The 15,470-nt window shown below is 74.2% G+C and carries 14 protein-coding genes; 7 read left to right on the top strand and 7 right to left on the bottom strand.

The features are described 5' to 3' along the window. Positions 1–77: 77 nt before the first annotated feature. Positions 78–2,615: a DNA translocase FtsK gene (locus O2W14_RS19615; RefSeq protein WP_269177817.1), complete on the bottom strand. Its 2,538-nt coding sequence runs from the start codon at positions 2,613–2,615 to the stop codon at positions 78–80. Between the two features lie 135 nt (positions 2,616–2,750). Here O2W14_RS19615 and O2W14_RS19610 point away from each other — a divergent pair, with 135 nt between their 5' ends. From O2W14_RS19610 to O2W14_RS19590, 5 genes are all read left to right on the top strand, one after another. Further along, on the top strand, positions 2,751–4,712 hold the full coding sequence (locus tag O2W14_RS19610; RefSeq protein WP_269177816.1) for a S9 family peptidase: 1,962 nt from the start codon (positions 2,751–2,753) through the stop codon (positions 4,710–4,712). Between the two features lie 116 nt (positions 4,713–4,828). After that, a complete protein-coding gene (locus O2W14_RS19605; RefSeq protein ID WP_269177815.1) occupies positions 4,829–5,365 on the top strand; it encodes a sigma-70 family RNA polymerase sigma factor in 537 nt (178 codons plus the stop codon). Continuing rightward, entirely contained in the window at positions 5,362–6,036 is a 675-nt protein-coding gene (locus O2W14_RS19600) for a zf-HC2 domain-containing protein (RefSeq protein ID WP_269177814.1), read from the top strand. Before O2W14_RS19605 ends, O2W14_RS19600 begins: the two co-directional genes overlap by 4 nt. A gap of 75 nt (positions 6,037–6,111) precedes the next feature. Then, positions 6,112–6,825, top strand: a complete 714-nt coding sequence (locus O2W14_RS19595; protein ID WP_269177813.1) for a CHRD domain-containing protein — start codon at positions 6,112–6,114, stop codon at positions 6,823–6,825. Positions 6,826–7,021: 196 nt separating this feature from the next. Then, on the top strand, positions 7,022–7,483 hold the full coding sequence (locus O2W14_RS19590; protein ID WP_269177812.1) for a class F sortase: 462 nt from the start codon (positions 7,022–7,024) through the stop codon (positions 7,481–7,483). A 44-nt stretch (positions 7,484–7,527) separates the two neighbouring features. Here the strand turns inward: O2W14_RS19590 and O2W14_RS19585 are convergent, their stop codons facing one another. From O2W14_RS19585 to O2W14_RS19560, 6 genes are all read right to left on the bottom strand, one after another. Next, positions 7,528–9,249, bottom strand: coding sequence for a ribonuclease J (locus tag O2W14_RS19585; protein WP_269177811.1), 1,722 nt, complete (start codon positions 9,247–9,249; stop codon positions 7,528–7,530). Further along, positions 9,246–10,142 (bottom strand): 4-hydroxy-tetrahydrodipicolinate synthase, encoded by an 897-nt coding sequence (gene dapA, locus O2W14_RS19580; protein ID WP_269177810.1) that lies wholly within the window; start codon positions 10,140–10,142, stop codon positions 9,246–9,248. The genes O2W14_RS19585 and dapA overlap by 4 nt, the downstream gene beginning before the upstream one ends. A 53-nt stretch (positions 10,143–10,195) precedes the next feature. Further along, positions 10,196–10,948, bottom strand: coding sequence for an FAD-dependent thymidylate synthase (gene thyX, locus O2W14_RS19575; protein WP_269177809.1), 753 nt, complete (start codon positions 10,946–10,948; stop codon positions 10,196–10,198). 10 nt (positions 10,949–10,958) lie between these two features. Continuing rightward, on the bottom strand, positions 10,959–11,603 hold the full coding sequence (locus O2W14_RS19570; protein WP_269177808.1) for a dihydrofolate reductase: 645 nt from the start codon (positions 11,601–11,603) through the stop codon (positions 10,959–10,961). Next, positions 11,600–12,406, bottom strand: coding sequence for a thymidylate synthase (locus O2W14_RS19565; protein WP_269177807.1), 807 nt, complete (start codon positions 12,404–12,406; stop codon positions 11,600–11,602). The genes O2W14_RS19570 and O2W14_RS19565 overlap by 4 nt, the downstream gene beginning before the upstream one ends. A gap of 70 nt (positions 12,407–12,476) precedes the next feature. After that, the gene (locus O2W14_RS19560) at positions 12,477–13,697 is read right to left on the bottom strand and encodes a winged helix-turn-helix domain-containing protein (RefSeq protein WP_269177806.1); all 1,221 of its coding nucleotides are present in this window, start codon (positions 13,695–13,697) and stop codon (positions 12,477–12,479) included. Between the two features lie 73 nt (positions 13,698–13,770). On the opposite strand from O2W14_RS19560, the gene O2W14_RS19555 reads away from it, so the two are divergent. Together O2W14_RS19555 and O2W14_RS19550 are read left to right on the top strand one after the other, a co-directional pair. Then, on the top strand, positions 13,771–14,343 hold the full coding sequence (locus tag O2W14_RS19555; RefSeq protein WP_269177805.1) for a GNAT family N-acetyltransferase: 573 nt from the start codon (positions 13,771–13,773) through the stop codon (positions 14,341–14,343). Beyond that, positions 14,340–15,014 carry a DUF2461 domain-containing protein gene (locus O2W14_RS19550; protein WP_269177804.1) on the top strand — a complete coding sequence of 225 codons (675 nt, stop codon included), beginning with the start codon at positions 14,340–14,342 and terminating at the stop codon, positions 15,012–15,014. The genes O2W14_RS19555 and O2W14_RS19550 overlap by 4 nt, the downstream gene beginning before the upstream one ends. Positions 15,015–15,470: the final 456 nt, after the last annotated feature.

Raw genomic sequence — 15,470 nt, 5'->3', positions numbered from 1 at the left:
GGTCCCCACCGTCCCCGGCCCCCGTGCCGGGTCCCGCGGCGAGCGGAGCGGGTCGTGCGGGGCGCGGGGGTCCTCCCTCAGGCGTCGCCACCGCCGCGCAGGAGGAACAGCGTCGACTCCAGCTCGTCGGGCTTGAGCAGGACGTCGCGGGCCTTGGAGCCCTCGGAGGGCCCGACGATGCCGCGGCTCTCCATGAGGTCCATCAGCCGGCCGGCCTTGGCGAAGCCCACCCGCAGCTTGCGCTGCAGCATGGAGGTGGAGCCGAACTGGCTGGTGACGACGAGCTCGACGGCCTGGACCAGCAGCTCCAGGTCGCTGCCGATGTCCTCGTCGATCTCCTTCTTCTCCCCCGGCGCGGCGGTGAAGACCTCCTCGCGGTACTCCGGCTCGGCCTGCCGCTTGGTGAACTCGACGACCGCCTCGATCTCGGCGTCGGAGACGTAGGCGCCCTGGACGCGGATCGGCTTGCCGGCGCCGATCGGCAGGAACAGGGCGTCGCCCATGCCGATCAGCTTCTCCGCGCCCGGCTGGTCGAGGATGACCCGGCTGTCGGTGAGGCTGGAGGTGGAGAAGGCCAGCCGCGAGGGCACGTTGGCCTTGATCAGGCCGGTGACGACGTCGACCGAGGGGCGCTGGGTGGCCAGCACCAGGTGGATGCCGGCCGCACGGGCCTTCTGGGTGATCCGGACGATCGACTCCTCGACGTCCCGCGGGGCGACCATCATCAGGTCGGCGAGCTCGTCGACGATCGTGAGGATGTAGGGGTAGGGCTGGTACACCCGCTCGCTGCCGGGCGGGGCGGTGATCTCCCCACGCTCGACCTTCTTGTTGAAGTCGTCGATGTGCCGGACGCCGGTGGCGCGCATGTCCTGGTAGCGCTGCTCCATCTCCTCGACCAGCCAGGCCAGCGCGGTGGCGGCCTTCTTGGGGTCGGTGATGATCGGCGTGATCAGGTGCGGGATGCCGTCGTAGGGCGTGAGCTCGACCATCTTCGGGTCGACCAGGATCATCCGCAGCTGGTCCGGGGTGGCGCGCAACAGCAGCGAGGTCAGCAGCGAGTTGATGCAGCTGGACTTGCCGGCGCCGGTGGCACCGGCCACCAGCAGGTGCGGCATCTTCGCCAGGTTCGCGCAGACGAACCCGCCCTCGATGTCCTTGCCCAGGCCGACCAGCATCGGGTGCGGGTCCTGCTTGGCCACCTGGGAGCGCATGACGTCGCCGAGGCTGACGGTCTCGCGGTCGGTGTTGGGCACCTCGACGCCGACCGCGGACTTGCCCGGGATCGGGGCGAGGATGCGGATGTTGTCGTTGGCGACGGCGTAGGCGAGGTTCTTGGTCAGCGCGGTGATCTTCTCGACCTTGACCGCGTTGCCCAGCTCGATCTCGTAGCGGGTCACCGTCGGGCCGCGGGTGTAGCTGGTGACCGCGGCGTCGATGTTGAACTGCTCGAGCACGCCGGTGATCGCCTCGATGGCGACGTCGTTGGCCTTGGACTTCGCCCGCGGCGGCGTACCCGGGCGCAGCACGCTGACCGAGGGCAGCGTGTAGGTGCCCTCGACCGGCTGGATGCGGAGCTGCTCGGGCTCCTCGATCGGCGGCAGGTCCTCCGGCGGGGCCGTGCGGTCGACGATCGGGCGGCGGGTGGGCACCGGCGGGGGCGGCGGCTCGGTGACGACGGCCAGCGGCGCCTCCTCCAGCGCGCCGTGGTCGACGCGGGGCAGGTCGATGTCCCCGGTGTCCAGGGTGTCCTGGAGGGCGGCAACGGCGTTCTTGCGCCCGCGGCGGCTGCGCGGGGCGGCCGGCTCCTCCTCCTCGTCGTCGTAGACCTCGTCGAACGCGTCGTAGTCGGCGTCCTCGTCGTCCCGGCCGAGCTGCCGGTCGACCCAGCCGCGCAGCCGCTCGGGCACCTGGTGCACCGGGGTGGCGGTGACCACCAGCAGGCCGAAGAACGCCAGCAGGACCAGCAGCATCACCGTGACGACGCTGCCCACGCCGGCGGTCAGCGGGGTGCCGACCGCCCAGCCGAGCAGCCCACCGGCACCCGAGCGGGCGCCCGCGCCGGCGTCGGAGCCGACGACGTGGGTGACGCCCACGACGGCGGCGACCACGCTCAGCCAGCCGATCAGCAGCCGACCGCGCGCCTCGGGGTGCGGGGGGTGGCGCAGCAGCCGGACGGCGACCAGGAACAGCACGACCGGCAGCACCATGGTCAGCGAGCCGATGGCCCAGCGGACGCCGTCGGTGAGCAGCGAGCCGACCGGTCCGATCCCCTCGGTCCAGGCCGCGGCGCCGAGCACGATGGCCAGGCCCAGGACGGCCAGGCCGACGCCGTCGCGGCGGTGCTCGGGACCCAGCGGCTCGGTCTCCGCGGGGCGGGCCACCGAGCGGGCGACGCCGCCGGCGCCGCGGGCCAGCAGGCCCCAGGCGCCCGAGGCACCGCGCCAGAGGCTGCCGGCGAGAGGTGACTTCTTCTTCGGCGCCGGACGGCGGGCGGCCGTGGCACCGGTCTTCTTGGCGGGGGGCCGCTTCTTGGCGGTCGAGCCGCCCGCGCGCGGGCGGGCAGAGCTGCCGCCGCGAGCAGGCGCCCGGTTCGACGTCGTCGCGCGAGCAGGCATGCGCCGACGGTAATCCGCGACGCGGGCGGCTGGGCCCATTGCGGGCAGCGTGTCCACATCCTGGTCCCGCTGGCCACCTGCAGGCCCGACCGTCCACCCGTGTCCGTCCACCGGCCGCCTGGCTACGGTCAGGCCGTGACCGATCCCGCGCAGACGCTCCCCCACGGCAGCTGGCCGACCCCGATCACCTCCGAGCTGGTGGTGCGTGCCGCCGCCCGGCTCGGTGAGGTGGTCGTCGACGGGGACGACGTGTGGTGGTCCGAGGGCCGCCCGAGCGAGGGCGGGCGCTCGGTGCTGGTGCGCCGCTCCCCCGACGGCACGACCACCGACCTGCTGCCCCCGCCGTGGAACGCCCGCACCCGCGTGCACGAGTACGGCGGCGGCGCGTGGACGGTCGCGGCCGGCACGGTGTGGTTCACCTCCTACGCCGACCAGCGGCTGTACCGGGTGGCGGCCGGCAGCACCGAGCCGGTGGCGGTGACGCCGGAGCCGGAGCTGCCCGCCGGCGTCCGGTACGCCGACCTGTCCGTGGTCGAGGACGGCGCCGCGGTGCTCGCCGTCCGGGAGACCCACACCGCGAGCGGCGCCGCGGCCGACGTCGTCCACGAGGTGGTGCGGATCGCCGTCGACGGCACGACCGAGGTCCTCGTCGCCGGCACCGACTTCGTCTCCGACCCCCGCCGCTCCCCCGACGGCTCGCTGTCGTGGTTGCAGTGGCAGCACCCGGACATGCCCTGGGACGCCGCCGAGCTCGTCGTCCGCGCCCCCGACGGCACCGAGACGGTGGTCGCCGGCGGCCGGTCCGGAGCGCAGCCGGAGTCGGTCGTGCAGCCGACCTGGGCGCCCGACGGGTCGCTGTGGTTCTTCGCCGACCGCACCGACGTCTGGGCCCTCTACCGCTGGACCCCTGCCGAGGGCATGGAGCTCGTGCTCGACCCCGGCAGCGACATCGCCGGCCCGCAGTGGGTGTTCGGGCAGAGCCGGTTCGCCCTGCTGTCCGGTGGCCGGGTGGCACTGGCCTTCGGCCGGGACGGCGCCGACCGTCTCTCCGTGCGCGAGGCCGACGGCACCGTGCGGGAGCTGCCGTCGCAGTACGCCTCGTTCGGCCAGGTGCGCGCGGCCGCCGACGCCGTGGTCTGCGTGGCCGGCGGCCCGACGTCCGAGCCGGTGGTGCTGCGCACCTCGCTGGACGGCGCCGCCGAGGTGCTGCGCCCCGCGCGCGACCTCGGCCTGGACCCGGCCTGGTTCTCCCGGCCCCGGCACGTCACCTTCCCGACCGTGCCCGGCGACTCCGGCGTCGGCGAGGCGCACGCGCTGTTCTACCCGCCGGCCAACCCGCAGGTGACCGGCCCGGACGACGAGCGGCCGCCGCTGCTGGTGCTGGTGCACGGCGGGCCCACCGCCGCCGCCCGGGCCGTGCTCGACCTCGGCGTGCAGTACTGGACCTCGCGCGGGTTCGCCGTCGCCGACGTGGACTACCGCGGCTCGACCGGCTACGGCCGCCGCTACCGCGACGCGCTGCAGGGCAACTGGGGCATCGCCGACCTCGACGACGTGGTGTCCTGCGCCCGCTGGCTGTCCGAGCAGGACCTGGTCGACCCGGCACGGCTGGCGATCCGCGGCGGCTCGGCCGGCGGCTACACGACGCTGGCCGCGCTGACCTTCCGCCCCGGGGTGTTCGCCGCCGGCGCCAGCCACTACGGCGTCGCCGACCTGGCCGCGCTGGCCGCCGACACGCACTCCTTCGAGTCCCGCTACCTCGACGGGCTCATCGCCCCGTGGCCCTCCGGCGCCGACGTCTACGCCGAGCGCTCCCCCATCCACCACGTCGAGGCCCTCGACACCCCGCTGGCGGTCTTCCAGGGCGACGAGGACCGGGTGGTGCCGCCGGAGCAGGCGGAGATGATGGTCGCGGCACTGCGGGCCAAGGGCGTGCCGCACGCCTACCTGCTGTTCGCCGGTGAGCAGCACGGTTTCCGCCAGGCCACCAACATCCGGGCCGCGCTGGACGGCGAGCTGTCCTTCTACGCCCAGGTGCTCGGCTTCACCCTCCCCGCCGGGGAGGGCATCACCCCGATCGAGGTCGTGCGCGGCTGAGGTGGGGTGGACCCGTCGGCACGAGGTCGACGGACCCGCTCCGCTGCGCTGGTGAACCGATCCCGACCCACAGCCGTATGCCGGGTCAGGAAGTCGACGACGGAGGGAGCGGCACGGTGCGGCACCTTCGTCTCGGCGAGCCTGCGCAGCTCGACGTCCCGACCGCCTACGCGGCGCACGGGCCGGAGCTGTACCGCTTCGCGCTGCGCCACCTCGGTGACCAGGGCGCGGCCCAGGACGTCGTGCAGGAGGTGTTCCTGCGGGCCTGGCGCTCCTCGGCGTCCTACGACCCGCAGCTGGCCAGCCTGCGCACCTGGCTGTTCGCCATCGCCCGCCACCTGCTGGTCGACGAGGTCCGGCGCGGGGCGGTGCGCCCCTGGCAGCGCGAGCTGACCGATGGCAGCGGGCACGACGCCGCCCCGCCCGGCCCCGGGCTGGACGAGCGCGTGGTCGACGCCTGGGTGGTCGAGGAGGCGCTGCGCCGGGTCGGGGCCGAGCACCGGGCCGCGATCGTCGAGACCCACCTGCGCGGCAGGCCGCACGCGGAGGTGGCCGCAGAGCTCGGCATCCCGGTCGGCACACTGCGCAGCCGGGTGTTCTACGGACTGAAGGCACTGCGCCTGGCGATGGAGGAGATGGGGGTGGAGCCGTGAGCGCACCGCAGGGACCGGCCCACCGAGCGCTGCGCGAGCAGCTGGGCGTGTACGCACTGGGCGGCGGCGACCCCGCCGAGCGGGCCGCGGTCCGCGCGCACCTGGACGGGTGCGCCGCCTGCCGCGCCGAGCTGGCCGAGCTGACCCCGGTGGCGGCCCGGCTGGCCGACGTCGACCCCGACCGGCTCGACGAGCTCGCCGCACCCCCACCGGGCCTGGGTGAGGCGGTCCTCGCCCGGATAGCCGCCGAGAGCGGCGCCCGGACCGCCGGCCGGCGTCCGCAGCGGCGCGGCTGGGCGCTCGCCGCCGTGGCCGCCGTGGCGGCCGCGGCCTTCGGGGTGGGCTGGCTCGTGCGCCCGGTCCCGCCCCAGCCGCCGCTGGAGCGGGTCGCGGTGCAGGTCGACGACGCCGGCATCACCGCCACCGCCGACGTCGTGCCGCACACCTGGGGCGTGGAGGTGAAGCTGTCCGGTGCGGGGTTCACCGCCGGGGAGGTCTACCGGGTGAGCGTCCGGGAGCAGGACGGCGACGAGGTGCCGGCCGGCGAGTTCCTCGGCACCGGCCCGGCGGAGCTGGACTGCAACCTCAACTCCTCGGTCCTGCGGGCCGACGCCGCGGGCTTCCGGGTGGTCGACGCGGGCGGTGCGGTGGTCCTCTCCTCGGACTTCTGACGCCGATCGGTGAACGCGGTCACCCCCGCCCGCGTAGACCCCGGTGACCTGTCCCGAGCCCGTTGGAGAGCCACCGTGAACCGTTCCCTCGCAGCCCGCACCGCCGCCGTCGCCGGAGCCGTGGGCGTCGTCGTCCTCACCGGCGCTGGCACCGCCTCCGCCGAGACCGAGGTCGCCGAGCCCGCCACCTTCACCAGCGCCTTCACCGCGATGGCCACGCCGGACATGGTGGTCAACGCCGACAGCGTCGCCACCCCCGGTGAGCCCGGCGCCTCGGGCAGCTTCATGTACCGGATCAACTCCGACCTCGAGGTGATCTGTTACGACATCACCCTCACCGGCGTCACCCCGCCCTACATGAGCCCGGCGAAGACGGCCACGCACATCCACCAGGCCGCCGCCGGCAAGGCCGGTCCCCCGCGGATCGCCCTGCCCAACCCGGAGGACGACGGCAGCGGGAACCTGGTGAGCAGCGGCTGCCTGCAGGGCCCGTTCACCACCGGCCTGGCACCGCAGGGCCCCGACACCGGCGAGGGCTTCTCCCTCGCCGAGATCGAGGCCGACCCGGCGTCCTTCTCCACCGACACCCACACCTCGGCCTTCGCCGCCGGCGCGGTCCGCGGCCAGCTGACCCAGGTGCCGGCGGGCGGCATCGAGACCGGCGCCGGCGGGACGGCGACGGACTCGACGGCGACGGGCTCGGCCGCGCCGCTGGCCGCGCTGGGCGGCTCGGTCGTGCTGGCCGGGGCCGTCGCGGTGGCGGTCCGCCGCCGCGCGAGCCAGGGCTGATCCGGTGCGGTCCGGACGTGCGGTGCTGCTGGCCGGCTGTGCCGCACTCGCGCTGAGCGGGTGCGGCGGGCCGGCGGCGGACCCGGCGTCCGTGCCGCAGGCCGGCGGCCCGACGAGCCCCTCGCCGGCGGCGGCGGTGTCCCCGCCGCCGGCGAGGCCCGGCACGGGGACAGCAGGGCCCGGCACGGGGTCGGCGGTGCTCGACCCGGCCGCGGTGCCCGCACCGGTGTCGGTGTCCGTCCCGGCCATCGGCGTGCAGCGCGACCTGGTCGACCTCGGCCTGGCTGCCGACGGCACGGCCGAGGTGCCCACGGACTTCGACGACGCCGGGTGGTTCACCGGTGGCGGCCGGCCGGGGTCACGGGGCCCGACCGTCCTGCTCGGGCACGTGGACTCCACCGCCGGCCCGGCGGTCTTCCACGACCTCCGCGACCTGGTCGCCGGCGACGTGGTGGAGGTGACCGTCGCCGACGGCTCGGTCGCCCGCTACGCCGTCACCGGGACCGAGCAGGTGCCCAAGGACCGGTTCCCGACCGCGGCGGTGTTCGGCGCCACGACCGCCGACGTGCTGCGGCTGGTCACCTGCACCGGGGACTTCGACCGCGGCGCCCGCAGCTACGTCGACAACCTCGTGGTCACCGCCGAGCGCCTCACCTGAGTGGAGTGGATCCGTCGACGTCACGTCGACGGATCCACTCCACCTCACACCTCGAGGACCGTCGGGATGATCATCGGGCGGCGGCGGTACTTGTCCGACACCCACTTGCCGACCGTGCGGCGGATGACCTGGGAGAGCCGGTGGGCGTCCACCGACTCGTCCTCCATCGCCCGGCCGAGCTCCTTCTCCACCAGCTTGAGCACCTCGTCGAAGGCGCTCTGGTCGTCGGAGAAGCCGCGGGCGGTGAGGTGCACGGGCCGCACGATGGTGCGGGTGGAGGGTTCGATGACCACGGTGAGGGCCACGAAGCCCTCGTCGCCGAGGATCCGGCGGGCCTGCAGCGACTCCTCGCCGACGTCGCCGACGTTGAGCCCGTCGACGTAGACGTTGCCGATCGGCACGCTGCCCACGATGGAGGCCTTGCCGTCGACGAGGTCGACGACGACGCCGTCCTCGGCGAGCAGGATCTGGTCCCGGCGCATGCCGGTCTGCTCGGCCAGCGCCGCGTGCGCCCGCAGGTGCCGCCACTCGCCGTGCACCGGCATGAGGTGCCGGGGCTTGGCGACGTTGATCAGGGTGCGCAGCTCACCGGCGGGCGCGTGCCCGGAGACGTGCACCTTCGCCGTCTCCTTGTGCACGACGGTGGCGCCGAGCCGGGCGAGGGAGTTGATGACCTTGTAGACCGAGGTCTCGTTCCCGGGCACCAGGGAGGAGGCCAGGATGATCGTGTCGCCGGCCTCGATGGTGATCTGGTGGTGGTCGCCGCGGGCCATCCGGCCCAGCGCCGACAGCGGCTCGCCCTGTGACCCGGTGCTGATCAGCACGACCTGCTCTGGCGGCATGGCGGTGGCCTCGTCGAGCTTGACCATCAGGCCCGACGGCACGTGCAGCAGGCCGAGGTCCTGCGCGACGCCCATGTTGCGGACCATCGAGCGGCCCACGAACGCGGCCTTCCGCCCGTGCTTGGCCGCGCAGTCGAGCACCTGCTGGATGCGGTGCACGTGGCTGGCGAAGCTGGAGACGATCAGCCGCTGGGTGGCGCGCTCGAAGACGTCGTCCAGGACCGGGCCGATGGTGCGCTCGGAGGTGACGAACCCGGGAACCTCGGCGTTGGTGGAGTCGGCCAGCAGCAGGTCGATGCCCTCGACGCCGAGCCGGGCGAAGGCGCCCAGGTCGGTGAGGACGCCGTCGAGCGGCAGCTGGTCCATCTTGAAGTCACCGGTGTGCACCAGCGTGCCGGCCGGGGTGTGCACCGCGACGGCGAGCGCGTCGGGGATCGAGTGGTTGACGCTGATGAACTCGCAGTGGAAGTTCCCGGCCAGGTGGTCGTCACCGGCGGCCACCTCGACCAGCACCGGGTCGATGCGGTGCTCGCGCAGCTTGGCCTTGACCAGCGCCAGGGTGAACCGGGAACCCACCAGCGGGATGTCCTTGCGCAGCCGCAGCAGGTAGGGCACGGCGCCGATGTGGTCCTCGTGCCCGTGGGTGAGGACGACGGCGGTGATCTCGTGCAGCCGGTGCTCGATGACCCCGAAGTCGGGCAGGATCAGGTCGACACCGGGCTGGTCGGCCTCGGGGAAGAGCACGCCGCAGTCGATGACCAGGAGCTGGCCGTCGAACTCCAGGACGGCCATGTTGCGGCCGATCTCCCCCAGACCGCCCAGCGCCATCACCCGCAGGCCGCCCTTCGGCAGCGGCGGGGGCGCCTTCAGGCCCAGGTGGGGCTGCAGGGCGGGCTGGCCCTTCGGTGGCATCACGGTGGTCACAGGGTGACGTTCCCGGCGGCGAGGTCCATGCGCAGTTGCTCCAGCTCTTCGGGGGTGGCGTCGACGAGCGGCGGGCGGACGGGGCCGGCCGGCAGCCCCAGTTCGCGCAGCGCCGCCTTGATCATGATGGTGCCCTGCGTGCGGAAGACGCCGGTGTAGACCGGCAGCAGCGCCTGGTTGACCGCGCGGGCGGTGACCAGGTCACCGGCCTCCACGGCGGCGATGAGCTCGGCCAGCCGGGTGCCGACCAGGTGGCCGACCACGCTGACCACGCCCACCGCACCGGCGGCCAGCAGCGGCAGGTTGAGCATGTCCTCGCCGGAGTAGTAGGCGAGGTCGGTGCGGGCCAGGGTCCACATCACCGCGCCGAGGTCGCCCTTGGCGTCCTTGACCGCGACGATGTTGGGGTGCTCGGCGGCCCGCACCAGGGTCTCGACCTCGATCGGCACGACCGACCGGGGCGGGATGTCGTAGAGCATCACCGGCAGGTCGGTGGAGTCCGCGACGGCGGTGAAGTGCCGCAGCAGCCCGGCCTGCGGGGGCTTGTTGTAGTACGGGGTGACGACCAGCAGTCCGTGCACGCCCAGGCGCGCGGCGCTCTGGGCCTTCTCGATCGAGTGCGCGGTGTCGTTGGTGCCCACGCCGGCGATGACGGTGGCCCGGTCCCCGACGGCGTCCAGGACGGCCTCCAGCACGGCGTGCTGCTCGCCGTCGCTGATGGTCGGGGACTCCCCGGTGGTGCCGAAGACCACCAGGCCGTCGTGGGACTGGCGGTCGACCAGGTGCGCGGCGAGCTCCTGCGCGCCGGCGAGGTCGATCGACCCGTCCTCGGCCAGCGGGGTGACCATGGCCGTGAGCACACGCCCGAAGGGCCGGGCGGGATCGGTGGTCATGGTGCGAATCTACCGACCGCCGCTCCCCCGGTCGCTCCCGCGGTGCCGGTGGGTCAGCCCTCGGTCACGTACGGGCTGGCCGCGACCTCGGTGCCGTCGGCCAGCGCGCTGATCCGGAAGTCGGAGAACACGTTGCCGGCGACCCGCTGGAGCTCGCGCAGGCAGGCCATCGCGAGCTCGCGGATCTCCACGTCGGCGTGCTCGCTGGCCCGCATGGCGATGAAGTGCCGCCACGCGCGGTGGTTGCCGGTGACCACGATCCGGGTCTCGGTGGCGTTGGGCAGCACCGCCCGGGCGGCCTGCCGGGCCTGCTTGCGGCGCAGCGTGGCGTGCGGGACGTCGGCGAGGTGCTCCTCCAGCCCCTCGAGCAGCTCGGTGTAGGCGGCCACCGCCGCCTCGGTGGCGGCGAGGAACTTCGCGTGCAGGACCGGGTCCTCGGCGATCGCGGCCGGCTCGACCACCGCGGCGTCGGTCTCGGGCACGTAGCGCTGGGAGAGCTGGCTGTAGGAGAAGTGCCGGTGCCGGATGAGCTCGTGGCTCAGCGACCGGGAGACCCCGGTCAGGTACATCGTCACCGAGCCGTGCTCGAGCACCGACAGGTGCCCGACCTCCAGGATGTGCCGCAGGTAGCCGGCGTTGGTCGCCGTCGCCGGGTTCGGCTTGGACCACGACTGGTAGCAGGCCCGCCCGGCGAACTCCGCCAGCGCCTGCCCGCCCTCGGCGTCGGTCTCCCAGGGCACGTCCGCCGGCGGGGTGAACTGCGTCTGGGCGATGACCTGGACCCTCAGCGGGGCGATGGCGGGCACGGGGCCGAGCCTACGAGGGCCCCGCCTGGTCCTGCCCCGCCTCGTCCTGCCCCGCCTCGTCCTGCCCTGCCTCGTCCCGGGGCACGGCGGCGAGGGCGTCGGCCACCGTGGGCGCCGCGGTCGCCTCCGCGCCGTCCGGCGTCCACACCGAGACGGCGAACCGCAGCCCGGACGCCGACCGCAGCCACCCCTCCCCCGGCACCCGGGCGGCCCGGCGCCAGCCGGCGCCGAGTCCGGGGGCGAACGTGTCGCCGGGGAAGGCTGCGTCGATCTCGGTGGTGACGACCTCGGCCGCGTGCGGCAGGAAGGCGGCGTAGACCCCGCCGCCGCCGATCACCCAGACGTCGCCCTCGACGGCGAGGACGTCGGTGACCGACCGCGCCACCGGCACCCCGGCCTCCGCGGCGGTGAGCGTGGTGGACAGGACGACGTTGCGGCGGCCGGGCAGCGGGCGGACCCGGGCCGGCAGCGACTCCCAGGTACGGCGGCCCATGACCACCGTCGACCCGAGGGTCAGCGCCTTGAACAGCCGCAGGTCCTCGGGCAGGTGCCAGGGCAGCGCCCCGTCGGCGCCGAGCACCCGGTCGTGGGCCTGCGCCCAGACCATCCGGACCCGGTGCGGCAGACCCGGGCCCGGGCGGGCCGGGGACGTCACACGGCCACCTTGCCGCGGATGGCCGGGTGGTGCCGGTAGTCCAGCAGGTGGAACTGCTCGTAGGTGTGCTCGAACAGCGACGGCGCCGGGTCGATCTCCAGCCGCGGGAAGGGGTACGGCTCCCGGGTCAGCTGCTCGCGCACCTGGGTGACGTGGTTGTCGTAGACGTGGCAGTCACCGCCCACCCAGATGAAGTCACCGGGCTCGAGCCCGACCTGCTGGGCGACCATCTGGGTGAGCAGCGCGTAGCTGGCGATGTTGAACGGCACGCCCAGGAAGAGGTCGGCGCTGCGCTGGTAGAGCTGGCAGGACAGCTTGCCGCCGCTGACGTGGAACTGGAAGAGGGCGTGGCAGGGGGCCAGCGCCATGTCCGGCAGCGCGCCGACGTTCCAGGCCGAGACCAGCATCCGCCGGGAGTCCGGGTCCGACCGGAGCGTGTCCAGCACGGTGGAGATCTGGTCGACCTCCCGACCGTCGGGGGTGGGCCAGGAGCGCCACTGCACGCCGTAGACCGGGCCCAGGCTGCCGTCCTCGGCCGCCCACTCGTCCCAGATGGTCACGCCGTGCTCCTGCAACCAGCGCACGTTGCCGTCGCCGCGGAGGAACCACAGCAGCTCGTAGGCGATCGACCGGAAGTGCACGCTCTTGGTGGTGACCAGCGGGAAGCCCTGGGACAGGTCGTAGCGCAGGCGCTCGCCGAACAGGCTGCGGGTGCCGGTGCCGGTGCGGTCGCTCTTGGGCTCGCCGTGCTCCAGCACCCGCCGGAGCAGGTCCTCGTACTGGGTGTCCGGCTGCTGGGTCACGCACGCTCCTGGTCTGTTCGGGGTCTGCTCCCGCCCGCCGCGGCACGGGCCGGCGACGGGCAGCTCGATGCTAGGTGGCGGGTACGACGAGCGCGGCGGACAGGGCCGGGGCGAGGTCCCCGGAACCGGCGACGGCGACCGTGTCCAGCTCCAGCCAGGCGGCCATGAGCCGCAGCTCGGCGGCCAGCTCCCGGGCCACCTCGGCGACGTCCACCCCGGCCTCGGCGTGCGCGGCCTGCACCCGCAGGACGCCGGCCTGCCGGTCGGCCTTGAGGTCGACCCGGGCCACCAGCGCGTCGCCGAGCAGGAAGGGCAGCACGTAGTAGCCGTGCACCCGCTTCTCCGCCGGGGTGTAGATCTCCAGCCGGTAGCGGAACCCGAACAGGCGCTCGACCCGCGGCCGCTCCCACACCAGCGAGTCGAACGGCGAGAGCAGCGCCCGTGCGCGGACCCACCGGGGCCGCCGCGCGTCGGGCACCAGCCAGGCCGGCTTCCCCCAGCCGGTGACCTGGACGGGCAGCAGCTCGCCGGCGTCGGCGAGCTCGGCGATCGCCGTCCGGGCGAGGACCGGGGGCAGCCGGAAGTAGTCGCGCAGGTCGGTCTCGGTGGCCACGCCCAGCGCGCGGGCGGCGGTGCGCACCAGCTCGCGCACGGCCTCGTCCCGCGCGGGAGTGGGTGTCTGCACCACGGCGGCGGGCAGCACCCGCTCGGTGAGGTCGTAGACGCGCTCGAAGCCGGCGGTGCGCGCGCGGGCGGTGAGCGCCCCGGTGAAGAACAGGTACTCCAGGGCGGCCTTGCCCGCGTGCCAGTTCCACATCGTGCCGGGCCGGTCGGGTCGCGCCTCGGCGAGCTGGCTGGCCTTGAGCGGCCCGTTCTCCCGAATGCGGTCGAGCAGGGCCGCCACGTACTCGGGCCGCTCCCGCTGCACGCGGGTCATCGACCCCCAGGCCTGCTGGTCGGCGTCCGCCATCCGCCAGCGGAGGGAGGGCTGCAGCCGCACGGGCAGGAACGACGCCTCGTGCGCCCAGTACTCGAACACGTCGTGCCGCCGGTCGGCCAGCTGGTCCACCGCCGCACGCGGGTAGGGGCCGAGCCGGCTGAAGTAGGGCAGGTAGTGCGAGCGGGAGAGGACGTTGACCGAGTCGATCTGGACGACGCCCAGGCGCTCGACGGTGCGCCGCAGCTGCCGGGTGCCGACGGGGCCGGCCGGCCGGGGGTCGGCGAACCCCTGCGCGGCCAGCGCGATGCGCCGGGCCAGGGCAGCCGGCAACCGTTCTCCGGAGGTCTCCACGGCCGGTGATCCTGCCTGGCGGGTACGACGATCGCCGAGCCGGGCGGCAGGGCAACGAGCCTAGGCTGCCGCCGTGGACCTCCCGTCGCTGCGCCTGACCGGACAGGCCGACGTCTCCGTCCGCCCGGCCACCCCGGACGACGCCGCGTCGATCGCCCGCGTGCAGCTGGTGACCTGGCGGACGGCGTTCGGCGACCTGCTGCCGGCCGACGTCCTCGACGCCTGGGACGACGCCGCCACCACCGAGACCTGGCGCCGTGCCATCACCGCTCCCCCGTCACCGGACCACGCCGTCCTCGTGGCCGTGGACGCCGGCGCCGTCGTCGGCTTCGCCGCGACCGCACCCGACGGCCAGGCGCGTGAGGTGACCGTCCTGCTGGTGGAGCCACGCTGGGGACGACGCGGGCACGGCAGCCGGCTGCTCGCCGCGGTCGCCGACCTGGCCCAGGCGGCCGGCGTGCCCACCCTCACCAGCTGGCTGGCGGAACAGGACGCGGTGACCTCCCGGTTCCTGGAGACGGCCGGCTGGGCACCCGAGGGCGGCGTCCGTCTCCTGGAGTCCGGGGACGACGTCGTGCGGCAGCTGTGCTGGCACACCCGGCTGGACGGGGACGACCCCGCCGCCGACGGAGAAGGGACACCGTGAGCTCTCCCCGCTTCACCGGCTTCCCCGATGAGGGACTGGTCTTCTACGAAGGCCTGGAAGCCGACAACAGCAAGACCTTCTGGACCGAGCACCGCAGCGACTACGAGACCCACGTCCGCAGCCCCATGCTGGCGCTGACCGAGGAGCTGACGGCGGAGTTCGGCACCCCCAAGCTCTTCAGGCCCTACCGCGACGTCCGGTTCAGCCACGACAAGACGCCGTACAAGACCCACCAGGGCGCGGTGCTGCACCGCGAGGGCACCGGCGCGGGTGCGCTGTACGTACAGGTGTCGGCGGACGGACTGCTGGTCTCCGGTGGGTGCTGGCGCCTGCAGCCGGACCAGGTGGAGCGGTACCGGCGTGCGGTGGCCGACGACGTGCAGGGCGCCCGCCTCGAGCACGAGGTGCAGCGCCTGCGCGCGGCGGGCTTCTCGATCGACGGGGAGCAGCTGGTGCGGGCGCCGCGTGGTCACGCCGTCGACCACCCGCGGATCGGCCTGCTGCGGCACAAGTCGCTGCACGCCTCACAGTCGTGGACGCCGGCGGACTGGCTGCAGGAGCGCACCGCCCTCGACCGGGTCCGGGACGCGTGGCGCGAGTTCGCCGACCTGAACCGGTGGCTGGCCGACAACGTGGGTGCGACCACCGCCCCACCCGACCGCCGCCGCTGACCTCGGGCCGGCACGCGACAGACGGGTGCCGGCCGGTGAGTCCGGCTCGTACCGGACCATGCTGACCGGCCTCCCTGCTGGGATGAGTAGGCCGGACAGCCCGGGGCCTGGACGACTCGACTTTCGTCACGCGCCTTCCAAGGCTCGAACAGGACGTCCGCTCGATCCGCTCTCGATCGGATGGGCGGCCGTTCTGTCGGCTCGTGTCCTCAGACGACTGGGCCCGAGCTCCTCGGTCGTGGACCGAGCCCGGCTGTCCAACTGCTCGCGGTCCGGGAACGCAAGAACGGGGCCACGGCTGACGCCGTGACCCCGTTCTCGACTGCTCATCCGGATGGTGTCCAGGAATGCAGGAACGGGGCCACAGCGATAGCTGTGGCCCCGTTCCTGGGAGTTGTGTCCGGCGGCGTCCTACTCTCCCACCCCGTCCCCGGGGCAGTACCATCGGCGCTGAAA

Origin of the sequence: Modestobacter sp. VKM Ac-2986 (assembly GCF_026967795.1) — a bacterium.
Lineage (GTDB): Bacteria > Actinomycetota > Actinomycetes > Mycobacteriales > Geodermatophilaceae > Modestobacter.
The sequence above is the reverse complement of the archived record's forward strand: the minus strand, read 5'-3'. Positions and strand labels throughout refer to the sequence as shown.